Source organism: Nocardia sp. NPDC041819, from assembly GCF_055590505.1.
Genome location: NZ_JBVJAP010000010.1, coordinates 103,728 through 119,524 on the forward strand (window position 1 = coordinate 103,728; position 15,797 = coordinate 119,524).

At 68.4% G+C, this 15,797-nt stretch carries 14 protein-coding genes; 3 read left to right on the forward strand and 11 right to left on the reverse strand.

Annotation, left to right across the window (positions count from 1 at the left end; all coding sequences use genetic code 11):
- Nucleotides 1-123: 123 nt before the first annotated feature.
- A complete protein-coding gene (locus ACZ6DL_RS25745) occupies nt 124-1,503 on the forward strand; it encodes a DUF5933 domain-containing protein (protein ID WP_466055115.1) in 1,380 nt (459 codons plus the stop codon).
- On the opposite strand, the gene ACZ6DL_RS25750 is transcribed toward ACZ6DL_RS25745, so the two are convergent.
- From ACZ6DL_RS25750 to ACZ6DL_RS25780, 7 genes are all read right to left on the reverse strand, one after another.
- Nucleotides 1,497-2,906 (reverse strand): AMP-binding protein, encoded by a 1,410-nt coding sequence (locus ACZ6DL_RS25750; protein ID WP_466054845.1) that lies wholly within the window; start codon nt 2,904-2,906, stop codon nt 1,497-1,499. The two genes, ACZ6DL_RS25745 and ACZ6DL_RS25750, sit on opposite strands and share 7 nt — an antisense overlap.
- On the reverse strand, nt 2,899-3,501 hold the full coding sequence (locus ACZ6DL_RS25755) for an energy-coupling factor transporter transmembrane component T family protein (RefSeq protein ID WP_466054847.1): 603 nt from the start codon (nt 3,499-3,501) through the stop codon (nt 2,899-2,901). Before ACZ6DL_RS25755 ends, ACZ6DL_RS25750 begins: the two co-directional genes overlap by 8 nt.
- Nucleotides 3,498-4,178, reverse strand: a complete 681-nt coding sequence (locus ACZ6DL_RS25760; RefSeq protein ID WP_466054849.1) for an energy-coupling factor ABC transporter ATP-binding protein — start codon at nt 4,176-4,178, stop codon at nt 3,498-3,500. Before ACZ6DL_RS25760 ends, ACZ6DL_RS25755 begins: the two co-directional genes overlap by 4 nt.
- On the reverse strand, nt 4,175-5,302 hold the full coding sequence (locus ACZ6DL_RS25765; RefSeq protein WP_466054851.1) for a thiolase family protein: 1,128 nt from the start codon (nt 5,300-5,302) through the stop codon (nt 4,175-4,177). The genes ACZ6DL_RS25760 and ACZ6DL_RS25765 overlap by 4 nt, the downstream gene beginning before the upstream one ends.
- Nucleotides 5,299-6,420: a class I adenylate-forming enzyme family protein gene (locus ACZ6DL_RS25770; RefSeq protein ID WP_466054853.1), complete on the reverse strand. Its 1,122-nt coding sequence runs from the start codon at nt 6,418-6,420 to the stop codon at nt 5,299-5,301. Before ACZ6DL_RS25770 ends, ACZ6DL_RS25765 begins: the two co-directional genes overlap by 4 nt.
- On the reverse strand, nt 6,413-6,997 hold the full coding sequence (locus tag ACZ6DL_RS25775; RefSeq protein ID WP_174371818.1) for a biotin transporter BioY: 585 nt from the start codon (nt 6,995-6,997) through the stop codon (nt 6,413-6,415). The genes ACZ6DL_RS25770 and ACZ6DL_RS25775 overlap by 8 nt, the downstream gene beginning before the upstream one ends.
- A 95-nt stretch (nt 6,998-7,092) precedes the next feature.
- Nucleotides 7,093-7,848: an NUDIX hydrolase gene (locus ACZ6DL_RS25780; protein ID WP_466054855.1), complete on the reverse strand. Its 756-nt coding sequence runs from the start codon at nt 7,846-7,848 to the stop codon at nt 7,093-7,095.
- A gap of 76 nt (nt 7,849-7,924) precedes the next feature.
- On the opposite strand from ACZ6DL_RS25780, the gene ACZ6DL_RS25785 reads away from it, so the two are divergent.
- Nucleotides 7,925-9,661 carry a DUF3556 domain-containing protein gene (locus ACZ6DL_RS25785; protein WP_466054857.1) on the forward strand — a complete coding sequence of 579 codons (1,737 nt, stop codon included), beginning with the start codon at nt 7,925-7,927 and terminating at the stop codon, nt 9,659-9,661.
- A 134-nt stretch (nt 9,662-9,795) separates the two neighbouring features.
- On the opposite strand, the gene ACZ6DL_RS25790 is transcribed toward ACZ6DL_RS25785, so the two are convergent.
- The 3 genes from ACZ6DL_RS25790 to ACZ6DL_RS25800 form a co-directional block, all read right to left on the reverse strand.
- Nucleotides 9,796-10,650, reverse strand: coding sequence for an aminoglycoside adenylyltransferase domain-containing protein (locus tag ACZ6DL_RS25790; RefSeq protein WP_466054858.1), 855 nt, complete (start codon nt 10,648-10,650; stop codon nt 9,796-9,798).
- Nucleotides 10,651-10,834: 184 nt separating this feature from the next.
- Nucleotides 10,835-12,052, reverse strand: a complete 1,218-nt coding sequence (locus tag ACZ6DL_RS25795; RefSeq protein WP_466054860.1) for an FAD-dependent oxidoreductase — start codon at nt 12,050-12,052, stop codon at nt 10,835-10,837.
- 22 nt (nt 12,053-12,074) lie between these two features.
- Nucleotides 12,075-12,659, reverse strand: coding sequence for a TetR family transcriptional regulator (locus ACZ6DL_RS25800; RefSeq protein ID WP_466054862.1), 585 nt, complete (start codon nt 12,657-12,659; stop codon nt 12,075-12,077).
- Nucleotides 12,660-12,821: 162 nt separating this feature from the next.
- Between ACZ6DL_RS25800 and ACZ6DL_RS25805 the strand changes: the two genes are divergently transcribed.
- Nucleotides 12,822-14,336: an MFS transporter gene (locus ACZ6DL_RS25805; protein WP_466054863.1), complete on the forward strand. Its 1,515-nt coding sequence runs from the start codon at nt 12,822-12,824 to the stop codon at nt 14,334-14,336.
- Nucleotides 14,337-14,480: 144 nt separating this feature from the next.
- Here ACZ6DL_RS25805 and ACZ6DL_RS25810 read toward each other — a convergent pair whose 3' ends face one another.
- Nucleotides 14,481-15,473, reverse strand: a complete 993-nt coding sequence (locus ACZ6DL_RS25810; protein WP_466055116.1) for an alpha/beta hydrolase — start codon at nt 15,471-15,473, stop codon at nt 14,481-14,483.
- Between the last annotated feature and the right edge of the window lie 324 nt (nt 15,474-15,797).

Sequence of the window (15,797 nt, forward strand, 5' to 3'; positions counted from 1 at the left end):
GGCGGGTGCGGTGTCGAACCTTCCGGCCGCGCATCGCGCACCCTCCGGCACGGCGTCCGTCCGCGCGTAGGCATCTCCCCGTACATGCGACGTTAATGTCGTGTTTACGATGTCTCGGTGCTTGTGAACGACGTGCGAGGGAGCTTGACCCCACCGGGCGAGCGAGTGGGTATCGAAGAGCTCCGAGAGCGTCGGTTCCGGCCGGTGGTCGTGTGGTGCGGTATCGCGGCCATCGTGCTCGCGCTGGTCGGTGGTGAGCTCATGGCCGCGCACATCGGGGCGCTGGGGCCGCTGACCAGCCTGCTGCGGGACTACGCCGGAACGCCGAAATCGGCGACCACACCGTGGGCGGGGTTCCTGCTGGCGTTGGTCGGGATCACGTCTCGCGCACGGGTCGGCGCCGTCGCCGCGGCGATCGCCATCGACCTGGTGTTCGTTCTGATCAGGGCGGCCGAGGGACGGCCGTTCACCGTCGGCAACGGTCCGACCCTCGTGCTCACCGCACTGGCGGTGATCGCGTTCGTGCGATGGGACGAGCAGCGACGCCGCACGGCGTTGCGCACCATCGCCTTCGGCGCCCTGCTGATCTGCGCGACGAAGGTCAGCGAGATCTGGTTGGACATCACCGCGTGGGCCTGCCCGATGGTTCTGGACCCGTACGTGCAAGTCGCCGACCGCGCTCTCGGCAGCCCGTCGTGGCTGGTCGGGCACGCGCTGGACGCGGCGGGACCGCTGGCCTCGGGCGTGGTGCGCTGGGTGTACTTCGAGCTGCCGCTGGCGGCCGTGCTGGTCGCGGCGTGGCAGTTGCGCGGCGTGACGACCGGTGCGTGGCCACGGCACTACCTGGTGCGAACGTTCCTGACACTCGGGGTCGTCGGGCCGATCTGGTATGTGGTGTTCCCGGTGGTGGGGCCGGTGCTCGCGTACGGACCGCAGGGGCTGGGTTTCGAGATCGCCGACGTCTGGCCGAATGTCGTTCCCGCGGTGCCGTCCGCACTCGAGGCGCTGCGCTTCGACGGCATCACGCCGCGCAATTGCATGCCCTCCCTGCACACCGCCTGGGCACTGTCGCTGTTCATCCACTCCCGGCGCGGCCCGCTGTGGTTGCGCTGGGGCGGCGCGTTCTGGCTGGTGTGCACGCTCATCGCGACACTCGGCCTCGGCGCCCACTACGGCGTCGACCTGATCGTGGGCGCGGCACTGTGCCTGACCGTCGAATCCGCGCTGCGCGACCCCGACCGCGGCTGGGATCGCCCGCGCGTCCGGATCGTCGCCATGGGGGTCGCGGTCTGCACCGGTGTGCTGCTGTGCATTCGGTTCCTCGCCGCGCAGATGGCGGCGTACCCGATTCCGTCCGGAATCGCGCTCGTTGCTTCGCTCAGTGCGCTGGCGATCATGTTCTACACCACGTGGTTCGGCGCGTCATCGGTCGAGCCGACCCGGTCGACCGATACGGGGATACCGGCGAGCCCTCGTTTGGCGCGAAGCGCAGACGGTCAGTGATCGGCCTCGGCAGCGCGACCGCCACGACGGTGCGCAGCCAGCGTCGAGGCCAGCGCGGCCCGATCCAGCTTGCCCCGCGGCGTGCGCGGCAGGCTGTCCACGACCAGTACCTGCACCGGCATACTCGGACTCGGTAAGGTGGCGCGCAGCCGCCGCCAGATCTCCTCGGCGCCCGGTGCGGCCGCGCCCACCACGATCGCCGCCGCGGGCGCCTCCCCCATGCGTGCGTCGGGCACGCCGACGCAGGCGGCCTCGGCGACACCCGGTATCGCCGTGAGCGCCGCTTCGACGGCCGCGGGTTCCACATTGAGACCGGCCCGGATCAACATGTCGCTGTCCCGGCCGAACAGCCGCAGCTGGTTGCCGATCACCTCGCCCCGGTCGCCGACCGTCATCCACCCGTCCACCGGACCGCCGACCACACCGTCCTCGGTGAGATAGCCGTCGAAGAGCATGTCACTGCGCACGTACACCAAGCCGTCGCGAACGCGCGCCTGGACACCGTGGAACAGTTCACCCGCCGACTTCTCGTCCGTGCTGCCGAGCCCGCGATCGAAGGAGACGAAGCTCAATTCGGACGCACCGTAGAAGTGCACGAGCGAGGCGTTCGGCAAGACCTCCTGCAACGCTTCCCGGCCCGTGCGCGGCCACCGGGCCGCCGAGGACAGCACTTCCCGGACACCGCCGAACCGGCCGATACCCGCCCGCACCACGTCCCACGCGATCGTCGGCACGGCATATAGATGCGTCGCACCGTCTTTCAGCGCATCGCCCACCGGCCGCAGATCGACCGTCGCGCCCCGGCTCAAGGCGTGCAACGCGCCGTAGAGGAAATGGGTGTGGTCCAGCACGCCGGGCACCGAGACCCGGTCACCGGCGCCGATGTCGAACGTCCGGTCGGAGCGATCCGATGTCGTGGCCCACGACCGTTGGTCGCGCACGAAGAGTTTCGGTTCGCCGCTGGTGCCGGAGGTGATGCCGACCAACAGTTCGGCACCCGGCTCCACCCGGCCCACCGCACCCTCGGATTCCAGTGTGGCGGTGGTCCGCACGATTCCGTCGTATCCCAGCCGCCGTAATCGCCGGTGCTGCTGCGGCGCGGCCACGACGGCTCCCGGCTCGGCGAGCGCGAGTACCCGGCTCAGCTGGGCGGGCAGCAGATGACGATGCAGCAGTACGACGCTCACCCCGGCGTGCATCGCCGCCGTCACCGCCACCAGCGATTCGACATCGGACGTGGGGAGCACGGCCACCCGGCGCATGCCGCCGAGCCCGGCCGCGACCCGAACGACCTTCGACCAGAACCGCTCGTAACCCACCCGCTCGCGTCCCGAGATCACCGCGGACGCGGCCGGGTTCGCGGCGGCCTGCCGGGCGATCCGCGCGGCGAGCAGTTCAGTCATCGTCCACCCCTCGTGCCGCGAGGGCGTCGCCCATCGCGTCGGCCGTCCGCAGCGCCCGCACCAGCACCGGTGTGACCAGCGCCGTCATCGACCATTGCAGGCCACGAGCGCGCCGCGCCTCGGCGACGTCGTGCACGATCCCCGCCAGCAACGGGACACACCGGATGGCCAGAGCCAGCAGCAGGCCGATCCGCTCCGGATCGACACCGGCCCTGCGCAGCGGCCCGAGCCACCGGGTCACGGCGTCGAGCATGTCGGTCACCCGCGTGGTGAGGGTGAACAGCGCCGCGAGCGCCACCGAGACCACCAGCACCCCGCACACCACCGCCGCTCGCGCGGGCGAGGTGATCAGCACCTGGAAAACGGCGATGAGCAGCAGCATCCATACCAGCGGACGCAGTTGTGCCAGCGCGACGCGCCAAGGGATCCTGGCCACCGCGAACAGAACGACCACCACCCCCGCGGCGGCCAGCACCTGGAGCGGAGTCCGCGCGAACACCGTGGTGGCCACGATCGACCCGAGCAGCAGCATCAGCTTCACCCCGGCCGGGATCCGGTGCAGCGGCGAATCGCCCGGACGGTACAGGCCGATCACTCGACCGCTGCCCGGTATGCCGCGACGGCGTCGCCGGGTGTTCCGTCGAACGCCAGCGCGCCGTCATCGATCACGATGACGCGTTCGAAGCTCTCCAGCAACGACAGCTGATGGGTCACGACGATCACCTGCTGATCCACGTTGTCCAGCGCGTCGGCGACGACCCTGGCGTTGCGCAGGTCCAGCAGCGTGGTCGGCTCGTCCGCCACGATCACCTCCGGCCGCCGGATGAGGACGGCGCCGAGGGCGAGCAGCTGTTTCTGGCCGCCGGACAACAGATGTGCGGGGTGCTCGGCGTGGCCCGCGAGCCCGAACCGTTCCAGGATCTCCTGGACGCGCGCCGCGATCTCCTGCTTGCTCAACCCCGTCCGCCGCAGGGAGAAGGCGAGATCCTCGGCGACCGTTGGCATCACGATCTGGGTGTCGGGGTCGGTGAAGACGAACCCCACCTTGCGCCGCACCTGTGCGCCCTTGCGGGAGGCGTCCACGCCGTCCACTGTGACCGTGCCGGAACTCGGTGTCAGCAGGCCGTTGATCATGCGCGCCAAGGTCGATTTGCCGGAACCGTTGGACCCGATGATGCCGACGCGGCGCTCGGTGATCCGCAGATCGATGTCGCGCAACACCTTCCGCTCACCGAAACGGTGCTGCACCGAGTCGAAGACGATCTCACTCATGACACTCGCTCCACGAGCACGGCGATTCCCTGCCCGCCGCCGATGGCGCAGGCCGCGAGACCGAGCGCCGGGCCGTCCGCCCGCAGCATCCGACTCGCCAGGCGCACCAGCAAGATGGCTCCGGACGCGCCCCACGGGTGTCCCATCGCGATGGCGCCCCCCTGCGGGCAGATCGTGGACTCGTCGAGGCCCAATTCGTCCGCCACCGCGAGCACCACCGAGGCGAACGCCTCGGTGATCTCGATGACGCCGAGGTCCGCCACACCGACGCCGGTCCGGCGCAGCAGTTTCCGGATCGCGGGCACGGGCCCGAGACCGGGAAGCGCGGGATCGGATCCGGCGACCGCGCAGCCGAGGATCCGCAACGCGGGCAGCCCGGCGGCCATCGACTCGCTGGTGACCGCCATGACCGCGGCGCCGTCGGAGATGCCGCAGGAATTGCCCGCGGTGGCCGTGCCGTCGACGCCGAAGCTCGGGCGCAGGCGCGCGAGCCGGGCAGTGGTCATGCCCGCGCGGATACGCTCGTCCCGCTGCACGTCACCGATCGGCACGATCTCCGCGGAGAAGTCGGTGGCCGCGGCGAGCGTGTGTGAGCGGGCCGCGTAGGCGTCCTGCCGTTCCCGGCTGATGCCGCGCGCTCGCGCGAGATCGTCGGCGGCCGCGCCCATGTCCGGATCGGGAAAGCCCGATGGCGCGAAGGGAGCCCGCGTGTACCGCACGGGCTCGGCGCCGGCCACCGGCGGCCAGAAGCGCCACGGAGCGGTACTCGCCGATTCGACGCCTCCGGCGAGGATCAGTTCGTCCGCGCCGCTGCGCACCCGCAACGCCGCCTGCATCACCGCGTCCAAGCCCGATCCGCACTGCCGATCCACGGTGACGCCGGGGACGTGCACACCCAGCCCCGCCCGCAGTGCGGCGACCCGGGCGGGGTCGCCGCCGGGTCCCAGGCAATTGCCGAGCACCACGTCGTCCACGTCGGCGTCCAGGCCCGCGCAGCGCAGCGAGGCCAGCACGTCGCGCAGCACCGGAGCGGCGAGGTCGGTGACGGTCAGGTCCGCCAATCCATGTCCCGCGTTGCCGATCGGCGTGCGGCGCGGCGCTACCAGAACGGGAACCGGGCTCATGTCAGCAAGTCTTTCAGCCTGCCCCTGGCGACCTTTCCCGCGGCGGTTCGCGGCAGCGCGGGCAGTGGCACCCACCGGCGCGGCATCGCCTCCTTGGCCAGCACGCGACGCGCTCGCGACCGGATCTCGTCGAGTCCCGCGCCGTCGTCCAACTGCACAGCGGCCGTGACGGTTTCACCGAAAACGGCATGCGGCGAGCCGATCACGGCCACCGCGACGATGCCGTCGAGCGATTCGAGGACGCGCTCCACCTCCTCGGCGACCACGGTGGTGCCACCGACATTGATCGCGCAGTCGCCCCTGCCCAGGACGGTCAGCTCGCGATCGTGGCCCAGTTCGGCGAGATCGCCGACTCCGAACCAGTCGGGCGCGCCGAGCACACGGTAGGGCGATCGAACGTAGAGCAGTCCGTCGCGCACCTCGGCCTCGACTCCGTCGAGCAGCCGCATCGGCTCGGGAACGCGGCGTGCCGCCACCAGCGAGACCTCCGATGACCCGTAGTACTCGACTACCTCCACCTCGCCTGCCGCCGACAAGGCGCCGTCGTCCAGCGCGATGCCCGCGACGATCGCCGTACGCAGACGCGGGCAGGTGCGCACCACCGCACGCAGTACCGCGGGAACCGCGTGCACCACCGTGGCTCGCGCCGGATCGTCGGTGACGCACGCGCCGCGCCACAACGCGTGCAGTGCGCCGAACAGGTGCATGGTCGCGTGCAACGGCCCGGTGATCAGGACGCGGTCGGCCGGTTCGACGCCGGTGAGCGCCGTGAACGCCGGAAAGCTGTCGTACCAGGAGGCGGCCGTTCGCGCGAGCGGCCGGGGACGACCGGTCGAGCCCGAGGTCGCCACCAGCAAGAACGCCGCGGGCGGTATGCCCGTCCGGTGCGGGCGGGCTTCGGGATTCTCCACGAAGACCGGGATACCGCGCCGTGCCGCGGCGCAGACGCAGATCAGCGCGTCCGCGACGGGTAGGGCCGACGCGTCGTAGACGGCCGCGTCCGGATCCCGGGCGATCCATCGCTCGATGGCCCGGTCGAGTTCGCGGTAGGTGTAGGCGTGGCCGTCGAAGTCGAGGGCAGGCGCGTCGCCCGCGCCGCCGAGTTCGCGACTAGGCACGGATCACACCGGGGTACGCGCGGTGCACTCCTTTGGCAACGACGCTCGCGACGACGACTTTGAGCAGGTCACCGGGAATGAACGCCCAGTTGGTGGTGATGGCCGCTCCGACCCCCAGGTCGGTGCGCAGCAGCAGCCCCACCGTGCCGAACAGGTAGATGATCAGCAGGCCGCCGATGGCGTTGATCAGCAGACCGAGCGCGATCGGGTATTTCGGCAGGATGCGGGCGGTGCACAGTCCGATGAACAGCGCCGCGGGGATCCAGCCGATCAGGTACCCGGCACTGGGACCGGCCAGCGCCGTCAGACCGGTACGGCCGCCGGACAGCAGCGGCAGGCCGATCATCGTGAGCGTCAGGAAGACCACGACCGCGGCGGTCCCTTTGCGTGCCCCGAGCACCGCACCCGCCAGGATCACACCGAGGGTCTGCACCGTGATCGGCACACCGCTGAACCCGACCGTGATGGCGCCCGGCAAGCCCAGCGCCGCGATCAGCGCCGCGAAGACCGCGATCTGCGCCATGTCCCGCGCGGAAATACCGACCCTCGGCTCCCGAGAGCCCTCGACACCCTCCACGACAACCCTCCGCATAGAACTTGAACGACGTTCAAGGTAGCAGGCCGGATACCATCCCCCGCCGTGGACCTCCCGCGCCGGACCTGCCCGGAGGCCTACCGGTGGGTCCAATCGGGTTGGGTGAAGTGAGCGACTCGGGCCGCGGAAGGCGCTGTACCGAGCAGGACGACTTCGCGGAACTGCCACAGCAGTGCGCCGGTCGGTGCGTGGATGGTCATCTTCGGGCCGAGCCGCATCTGCAGCAGGCCGGCTTCGTCGGCAGGCGCGGCATCGTCGCGCAGTTCCGCCTGCCGTACCGCGTCCTCGGCCCGGACCCAGCGCGGGGTGTCCTCGGCGGCGAGCCGAGCGAGGTCGACCAGGTGCACCGAGTGGACCTCGTCGGGGTTCGGCCGCAATCGCGTGGCGTCGGTCAGCACCAGAACGAGAGGCGTGATCGTGAAGCCGGACGCGGCGGGAAAGTCGTCGAGCGCGCCGAGCAGATCTTCGGGACGCGCGTGCAGCCCCAATTCCTCGTGCAGTTCACGCAGGGCGGCTTGTTCCGCGGTCTCGCCTTCGTCCAAGCGGCCACCGGGCAATCCCCACTGTCCGGCATTGCGGCCACGGTAGGCCCGCTTGATGACGATCACCGCCGGTGGTCCACCGGCCTCCTCGACCACGCACAACACCACCGCCGCGCGGCGCACACCGGGCGCGTCGGCGACCTCGATGCGCGGGAATCCCGCCAGCCGCGAGGTCGCGAGCACGCGGAACTCGTCGATGCTCCTGGGCAGCGGCGCTTTCGGAGTCGGCTCCATGGCCTCGATCTTGCCCGAACCGGACACGACGGGCGACGCGGGAGTCGTTGACAGCAAATGCCGCACCTGTCACCGTATCGGGAACCTCGGGGCCCCGGCCGTGCCTCGGGCGTTCGCGATCGGAGCGTGCTTGATGGGGTTTCTCGAGCCCGACCTGCCCGTGGTCGACCTGGCGGAATGGAGCAAGGGCACGCGCGGCGAGCGTATCCGTCCCATGGCCCGGCACTGGGCAGAAGTGGGGTTCGGGACACCCGTGGTGCTGCACCTGTTCTACGTCGGCAAGATTTGTCTGTATGCCCTCGGCGGCCTGCTGGTCGCACTGACCACCGCGGGCATCGACGGATTCACGAACATCGGCACCTGGTGGACGGAACCGATCGTCTTCCAGAAGATCGTGCTGTACACGCTGCTGTTCGAAGTGGCGGGGCTGGGCTGCGGCTTCGGCCCACTCAACAACCGATACTTCCCGCCGCTGGGCTCGGTCCTGTATTGGCTGCGCCCCAACACTATTCGGCTGCCACCGTGGCCGGATCGGGTACCGCTCACCAGGGGCGACAACCGCACCCCGGTGGACATCGCTTTGTACGCGGCGCTGCTGGCGACGACAACGGTCGCCTTGCTGTCCGACGGCACCGGCCCGATCCCGGAACTGGACACCACCGTGGGATTGTTGGCGCACTGGCAGGTCGCGGCGATTCTCGGCCTGCTGGCCGTCATCGGCCTGCGCGACAAGGTGATCTTCCTGGCCGCCCGTGGCGAGGTCTACGCCACGCTCACCGTCGCCTTCCTCTTCCCGGGAGCCGATTCGATCGTCGCCGCGAAAGCGGTTTTCGTCGTGATCTGGATGGGCGCGGCGACGTCGAAGCTGAACAAGCACTTCCCTTTCGTGGTCTCCACGATGATGTCCAACAGTCCGGTGTTCCGGCCGAAACCACTCAAGCGCGCGTTCTTCGAACGCTTCCCCGACGATCTGCGGCCAGGGCGGTTGTCCCGCGTCTTCGCCCACGGCGGCACCATCATCGAGATGTGCGTTCCGCCGGTGCTGTTCTTCTCCCACGGTGGTTGGCCGACTGCCGTCGCGGCTTTCGTCATGGTGTGCTTCCATCTGGCGATCCTGACTGCCATTCCGATGGGCGTGCCGTTGGAATGGAACGTCTTCATGATCTTCGGCATCGCCGCGTTGTTCGTCGCGCACGCCGACCTCGGCCTGAGCAGCCTGCGAAATCCGGTACCGGTCGCAGTGCTGTTCGGCGTGACCGCGAGCATCGTGATCGCCGGGAACCTGTTCCCGCGCAAGATCTCCTTCCTGCCGGGCATGCGGTACTACGCGGGGAACTGGGACACCACGATGTGGTGCATCAAACCCTCGGCCGCGCAGAAGATCGGCACGAGCATCGTCGCCATCGCGAGCATGCCGCAGGCGCAGCTGGAGCGGTTCTACGGGAAGGACCGCGCGCAGATTCCGATGTACCTGGGATACGCCTTCCGTGCCATGAACACCCACGGCCGCGCACTGTTCACGCTCGTCCACCGCGCCATGCCGCCCGGCCGCGAAGACGAGTACACCATCACCGACGGCGAACGCATCTGCAGCACCGCCGTGGGCTGGAATTTCGGCGACGGCCACATGCACAACGAACAACTCATCGCCGCGATGCACCGACGCTGTCACTTCGAACCCGGCGAAGTACGCGTGGTCCTCCTGGACGCCCAGCCGATCCACAAGCAGACCCAGCAATACCGCCTCGTCGACGCGGCCACCGGCGAATTCGAACGCGGAGAGGTGAAAGTCGCCGACATGATCACCCGCCAGCCCTGGGCCGACGATGTACCGGTGCGGGTGCTCTACAGCGCCAGCGAACAAGGCTGACGCCCTTCGTTCCTCGGCCTCATTCCCACCGAGTCTTGTTCACAACACATTCATAGCCAGATGCGCATATCCAAGTAACGCCATCATTTACTGTCTTCAGAAGTCGGGTGCCCGACGCGGATCGAGTCAGTTACTCACTTCGGAGGACTCCACGGGCCTCGGCGCAGGTCCGCATCTCCCCGCTGACCATCGGCCAACGCGTGGATCGCAGCTTCCTCGACGCGCTCCCCCACCCAGGTGAGGAAAGTCCGAACGTCGGTCGCGGGCAGCGGAAGCGCTGCCGAGCGTGGGCGCTGGAAGCTGCGCAGCGCGGTTTCGACGAGGGGGCGGAAATTCTCCTCGGATGTGGCGATCATCTGTGCCGCTTCGCGTTTGGCCGACCAGCGACCCGTGCGGCAGAACGCTGCCGTCCGGCAGCCGTTCAGCACCCGGTTGTCGCCCAGATGCCCCGCTCCCCCGGCGTGCTCCCGGACCGAAGCCCGCATCGCCGCGTACAGGTCGCGCTCCGACGGTGCTGCGAGGACCTGCCGTACAGGGGTGCCGTACAGGAGACGACCGGCCTGGTGAGCGATGGAACGATCGATGACGTACCAGAAGTCCGATGATTCCGCCGGATCGAAGCTGACGCGGTTCGGCAACATCGGGCCGGTGTTGAGGTCCATGAGGTAACCAGCCGCGCCGGATGCTTCGGCGACGGAGTCCGCGCCGTAGACCACCATCTCCAGCCCGGCCGCCGGACAGGGCAGCGAGGCGTGGTCGAGCGATTCGGCCAGTTCCCGCAGTACCCGCACGGGGATCGATGGGTCGGCGACGATTGTCACGTCGACGTCGCTGCGCCCGTGCCTATAGTCGTCCAGCGCGATCGACCCTACCGCGAACACGCTGACCAGATGACCTTCACACACGGCGCGGGTGCGACGCACGAGGCCATCCAGATAGGGACGCAACTCAGCCGGCAGGGAGTGCGAGTCCACCAAGGCATCGGTCATGCGGGCCAGTATCCGCCACGGCCGGGTTCCGGGCCTACCGCCTGCCGCTGATCCGGACCGGAGATCCACAACTACGGAATCGGACCATTCGACACCGGCGCATTGCCTGCTCCTGTGCGGATCGCGGAGACTTACCCGAGCCAAATGCCGGATCGAGCTGCATTGATCGAGAAGCCCAAAACATTCAGGCGATCATGCAGTGACACCGCTTGGTACTCGAGTTCGGCCATGCTCGATTCCGGTGCACGCGAAGGTGGCGCAAGGCGGGCCCCGGGGCGTCGGGCGCTACCGCGTGGTCGAGGCCGTCGGCCGCCCAGACCTGCAGATCGCGGCTGCGGGTGAACATCGACTCTTCGTAACCGCGCAGGGCCGCGTCGAGACTCGTTCCCCGGTGCACTGATTCCGCTATGCGGGTGCCGACCTCTGCGCCGTCGAGCATCGCGAGGTTGGCGAACTGACCGAAGAAAGGCGCCATCATGTGTGCGGCGTCACCGACCAGCGTCAATCGCGGATGGCCGCGCCAGGTGGACGATGCCGGGAGCGCGTACGCCGGGTGGATGTCGAACGCGATCCGCCCGTCGAGGAGCTTGCGGAACGGAGGCGCCCAGTCATGAAAGATCGCGGTCAGGGCAGCACTGGCCGCTTCGGGTCCGGCCTGTTCGAACGGGCCGTCTATCAGCCAATTCATCCCCGCCCGGAACCCGGCGACGACGCGCGTGGCACCGCGGGCCGGGCGATAGACGAACAGTGCCTTGTTGTCGGACAGGACGAAGGTGTCGCCGTCCGCGATCAGCTCGTCATCGAGGAGACGGCTGTCCTCGCACCATCCCACGGCGAACACGACGCCGAGATAGCTGGGATCGACCGACGCTACGGTCTCGCGAACCCGAGACCAGCCGCCGTCGGCACCGACCACCGCGGTGACCCGCACCGAGCGGCCGTTGTCGAACCGCAGCAGCAAACCGTCATCTCGCTCGTCGCGGATGTCGGTCAGCCGGTGCGACCATCGAACAGTCCCGGAGGTCAGCGAATCGAGCAGGGTTGCTTCGAGCACACGTTGTGCGACCTCCGGATTCGCCCGTGCGTCGCGGCCGCCGCCGTCGGCGTAGTGAACGGTTCCGTCTCTGCCGAGCAAGCGCACACCGGTGCGTTCGGGTACGGACTGCGCCACGATCGTATCGAGCAGACCGGTATACCGCATGGCACGCCGTCCGGAATCAGGGTGCAGGACAAGGGTTTCGGATGCACTGCCCGAAAGCCCACGGCGACTGTCGAAGACTGCTGCCGAAATGCCGTGACGTTGCAGTACGCGGGCCGCGGTCAGTCCCCCCGGGCCCGCTCCGACGATACCCACCACGGCACGCTCATCGGTCGCGCCGACGTTCGGTCCCGTCGAACGCATATCCCTTCTCTTCATACGATGCCTACCCCGACGACGGCTGGGCACCGAAATCCGACCAGCCATGGCGGAGTTTGCCGAAGACGGCCCGCAAATCCGCCGGCGAATGCGCACCGTACGTGGCGAGGAACTCGGCGTCGAGAACGTAGCGAGCCAGGGTGGTAGCCAGCAGGTCGTCCGGCGGCAGGCCCGCCTCGTCGGCGATGGCGACGGCGAGGACGCTCTCCCATCGGTGGCGCATCCGAGCGGCGTAGTCGAGCAGCGCCGGGGTGGCCTTGACCAGCTCGACGAACTCCGCGCCGGAGGGGCCCTCGACGGCCGGATGTTCCAGCGGCACCAGGTGCTGCTCGAGCGCGTCCAGGATCGAGACGCCGGCATCGCGTTCGCGGACCGCCGCGGTCAGCGCCTGCTCGTAGGCGTCGCTTTCGTCGAAGACGAGCGCTTCCTTGCTCGGGAAGTAGGCGAACAGCGTGCTCACCGCCACTTCGGCGGTATCAGCGATCTCCGCGACGGTCACATTGTCGAAGCCTCGCTCCCGAAACATCGCGAACGCCGTGTCGGCCAGCCGCTTACGCGTCTGCGCCTTCTTCCGTTCTCGCAGCCCTGGCACGTTGCCAACCCCTTGTGTGCAGACGTCGCTACCTCGTTGTCGCGCCGAGTCTACCTCGACTGCGAACCGACTATGGAAGGCAAACGACTCCGTATTGACACCTTCACTAAATCAGTATTCACTACAAACTCGTAGTTACTATGAAATTCTGAGAGGACTTCGATGGAAGTGACACCACTGCGCCGATGGCTGGCCCTCGGTGCGCTCGCGCTGGCGATGTTGACCGTCGGGCTGGACATGACCGTGCTCAACATCGCGTTGCCGACACTCGCGCAAGATCTGGACGCCGGTACCGCTGCGCTGCAGTGGTTCAGCACCGCCTACACGCTGGCGGTCGCGGCCGTGATGCTGCCCGCCGGTGCGCTGGGTGACCGGTTCGGACGGAAGAAGTTCGTGTTCGGCGCCCTGCTGCTGTTCGGCGGTGCGTCCGTCTGGTGCGCGCTCGCCTCGACTGCCGGTGAGCTGATCGCGGCGCGTATCACGCTGGGAGTCGCCGCGGCGGTGCTGATGGCACTGTCGATGGGGATGATTCCCGTCCTGTTCCCCGACCACGCGGAACGCACTCGGGCGACGACGGTGTGGATTACGGCGGTCACGCTCGGGATGCCGCTGGGCCCGATCGTCGGGGGCCTGCTGCTGAAGAACTTTTGGTGGGGCTCGGTATTTCTGATCAACATTCCCATGGTGCTGATCGGTGCGGTGGCGGTCGGCCTGCTGATACCCGAGTCCCGCAGCCTGGTTCGCCGTCCCATCGATCCCGTCAGCGTCGTGCTGTCCGGTGTGGGACTGGCCGGCCTGACCTACGGCTTCATCCGCTTCGGCGAGAACAGCTGGAGCGACGGCGCCGCATGGATGACCGTGCTCGGTGGTATCGGACTCCTGGTCGGCCTGATCGCCTGGCAACGCAGGCTGGTTCACCCCCTCGTCGACCTCGGACTGTTCGCCGACCACGGGTTCCGATGGGGCACGGCCTTCCAGTTGTTCAGCGCGTTCGCCATGTTCGGGTTGTTCTTCAGCATCCCGCAGTACTTCCAGGCGATCCTCGGCGTCGATGCCCTCGGCAGCGGCCTACGGATGCTGCCGATGATCGGCGGTCTGCTCCTCGCCTCCAACTTCCTCGAAGGATTGCGCGACAGGATCGGCGTCCGGCCGACCTTGGTCGCCGGGTTCGCGCTGCTGGCGGTCGGTATGGCGGTGGGAGCTACCACAGGTGTCGGTACGGCGTACTGGTTCATCGCGGTGTGGATGGCGGTGGTCGGGCTCGGCATCGGATTGGTCCTGCCCACCTCCATGGCTCTTGCCGTGGGTGCGCTCACGCCGGAGCGCGCGGGGGCGGGCTCCGCGTTGTTGTCGGCATTGCGCCAGGCCAGCGGCACGATCGGAGTAGCCGTGCTGGGCACCGTGGTATCCGTGCGGTACCACTCGGAACTCGGTCCGTTGAACCACGAGCCGATCAGCGCCGGAGTCGGCTCCGGAGTCGCCGCCGCCCGCGGCATCGGAGATGACGCGCTGCTGCACCACGTGCAATCGGCCTTCATGAGCGGCATGAGCCTGCTCATGTGGGTATGCGCCGGCATCTGCGTCGCAGCGATCGCGCTGGTGGCGGCCACCGGAACGCGGACCACCTCGGATGCGGAACCAGCAGCTTCCGAACCGGAATCCACGCGAGTCGGCTGAATCGTGCATCCCGTCCGGCCCGCGATGATTTCTCGAAAGAAGTCGAGCAGCATTCGGCCGTGGGGCGGGAGATCCCGAGCCCGGAGGTTTTACGAGTCCGGAGGGAGGAATCGGGCGGTCGCTGCTCGCCCTCCCTCCCGGCCGTCAGTGCGGCAGCTCCAACCCGTCGGCCAGCACCGGCCACGAATTCTTCAACGCCTCCTGCCAGTAGCCCCAGGAATGGGTCCCGGTGGGCTGGAAATCGTAGGCGGCGGGGATACCGAGGGCATTCAGGCGGTCGCGCATGTTGTGGGTGCACCAGTTCACCGCGGCCTCGATCACGCCGCCCAGCACCAGCTGATTGAGGTAGCCGCGCGGTCCTGGCTGGGCATATGCGCCGTTGTAAGTGTCATACATGCCCGGCACTCCGGTCCCGGTCGACAGGAACAGGCGTATGCCACGGAGTTGGTCGGCGTGCAGGTACGGGTCGTTGGCCGCCCACATCGGGTCTTCCGGCGGGCCGTACATGTTCTCGGTGTCGCCGCCGCCCCAGCTCTCGACTGCCAGTTTCACGAACTCGCGGCCGATCGGGTCGCTGATCTGCGCACAACCGCTGTACGCCGCGACCGCTCGATACAGGCCGGGTTTGGCGATCGGCAGCTGCAGTACCGAGGTTCCGGAGGTGGACAAGCCCGCGATGGCGTTCACGCCGGTGGTGCCGAACTCGGCGTCGATCAGCGGCGGCAACTCCTCGGTGAGAAACGTCTTCCACTTGTACACACCGAGTTTCGGATCCGGGGAGCGCCAATCCGCGTAATAGCTCCAGCGGCCGCCGACCGGCTGCACGACGTTCACGTCTTTGCCCGCGAGGAAGCCAAGCACGTCGGTGTTCTTCTGCCAGGTCGCGCTGTCCTGGCCACCGCCGCCACCGTTCAGCAAGTACAACGTCGGCCGCGGTACCGAACGGTCGGCCGGACGCAGCACCTTCACCATGATGTCCTGCCCCATCGCCGCGGAATGCACCCGCAACTGCACGGTCCGGTCGTCCTCCGCCCACGAACCGGTGATGGACGGCGAGTCAGCGCTCGCGGCCGGTGACGCCGCGATCACCCCGGCGGTCAGGGCGGACACCGCCGCCAGCACGCCGAGTGCGTGCATCCCGAAGCGGGAGACCGACTTGATCCTTGCCTGCACGCTGCCCGAATCGGCAACAGCCGCAAGCCATGCGCCAACGTGGATACTTCGTTTCATCGCTTGCTTCCTCCACCACCACAGCGTTCGTCCACCGGCGCCGTCGTAGCGGCTCGACAGCGCCGAAGCTCGGATAACGCTAGAACCGAGGAAGGCATGGCGCTCTGCCGGTAAGAGTGGTCTGGACACCTCACGAATCGGACCGATCCCGCTAGGTGCGGGACACAAGCACAGGCGTGCGGCAAGGCGTCAACCGAATCGAGCGGCCGCGCAGGACCAGGAGGTGGTCGG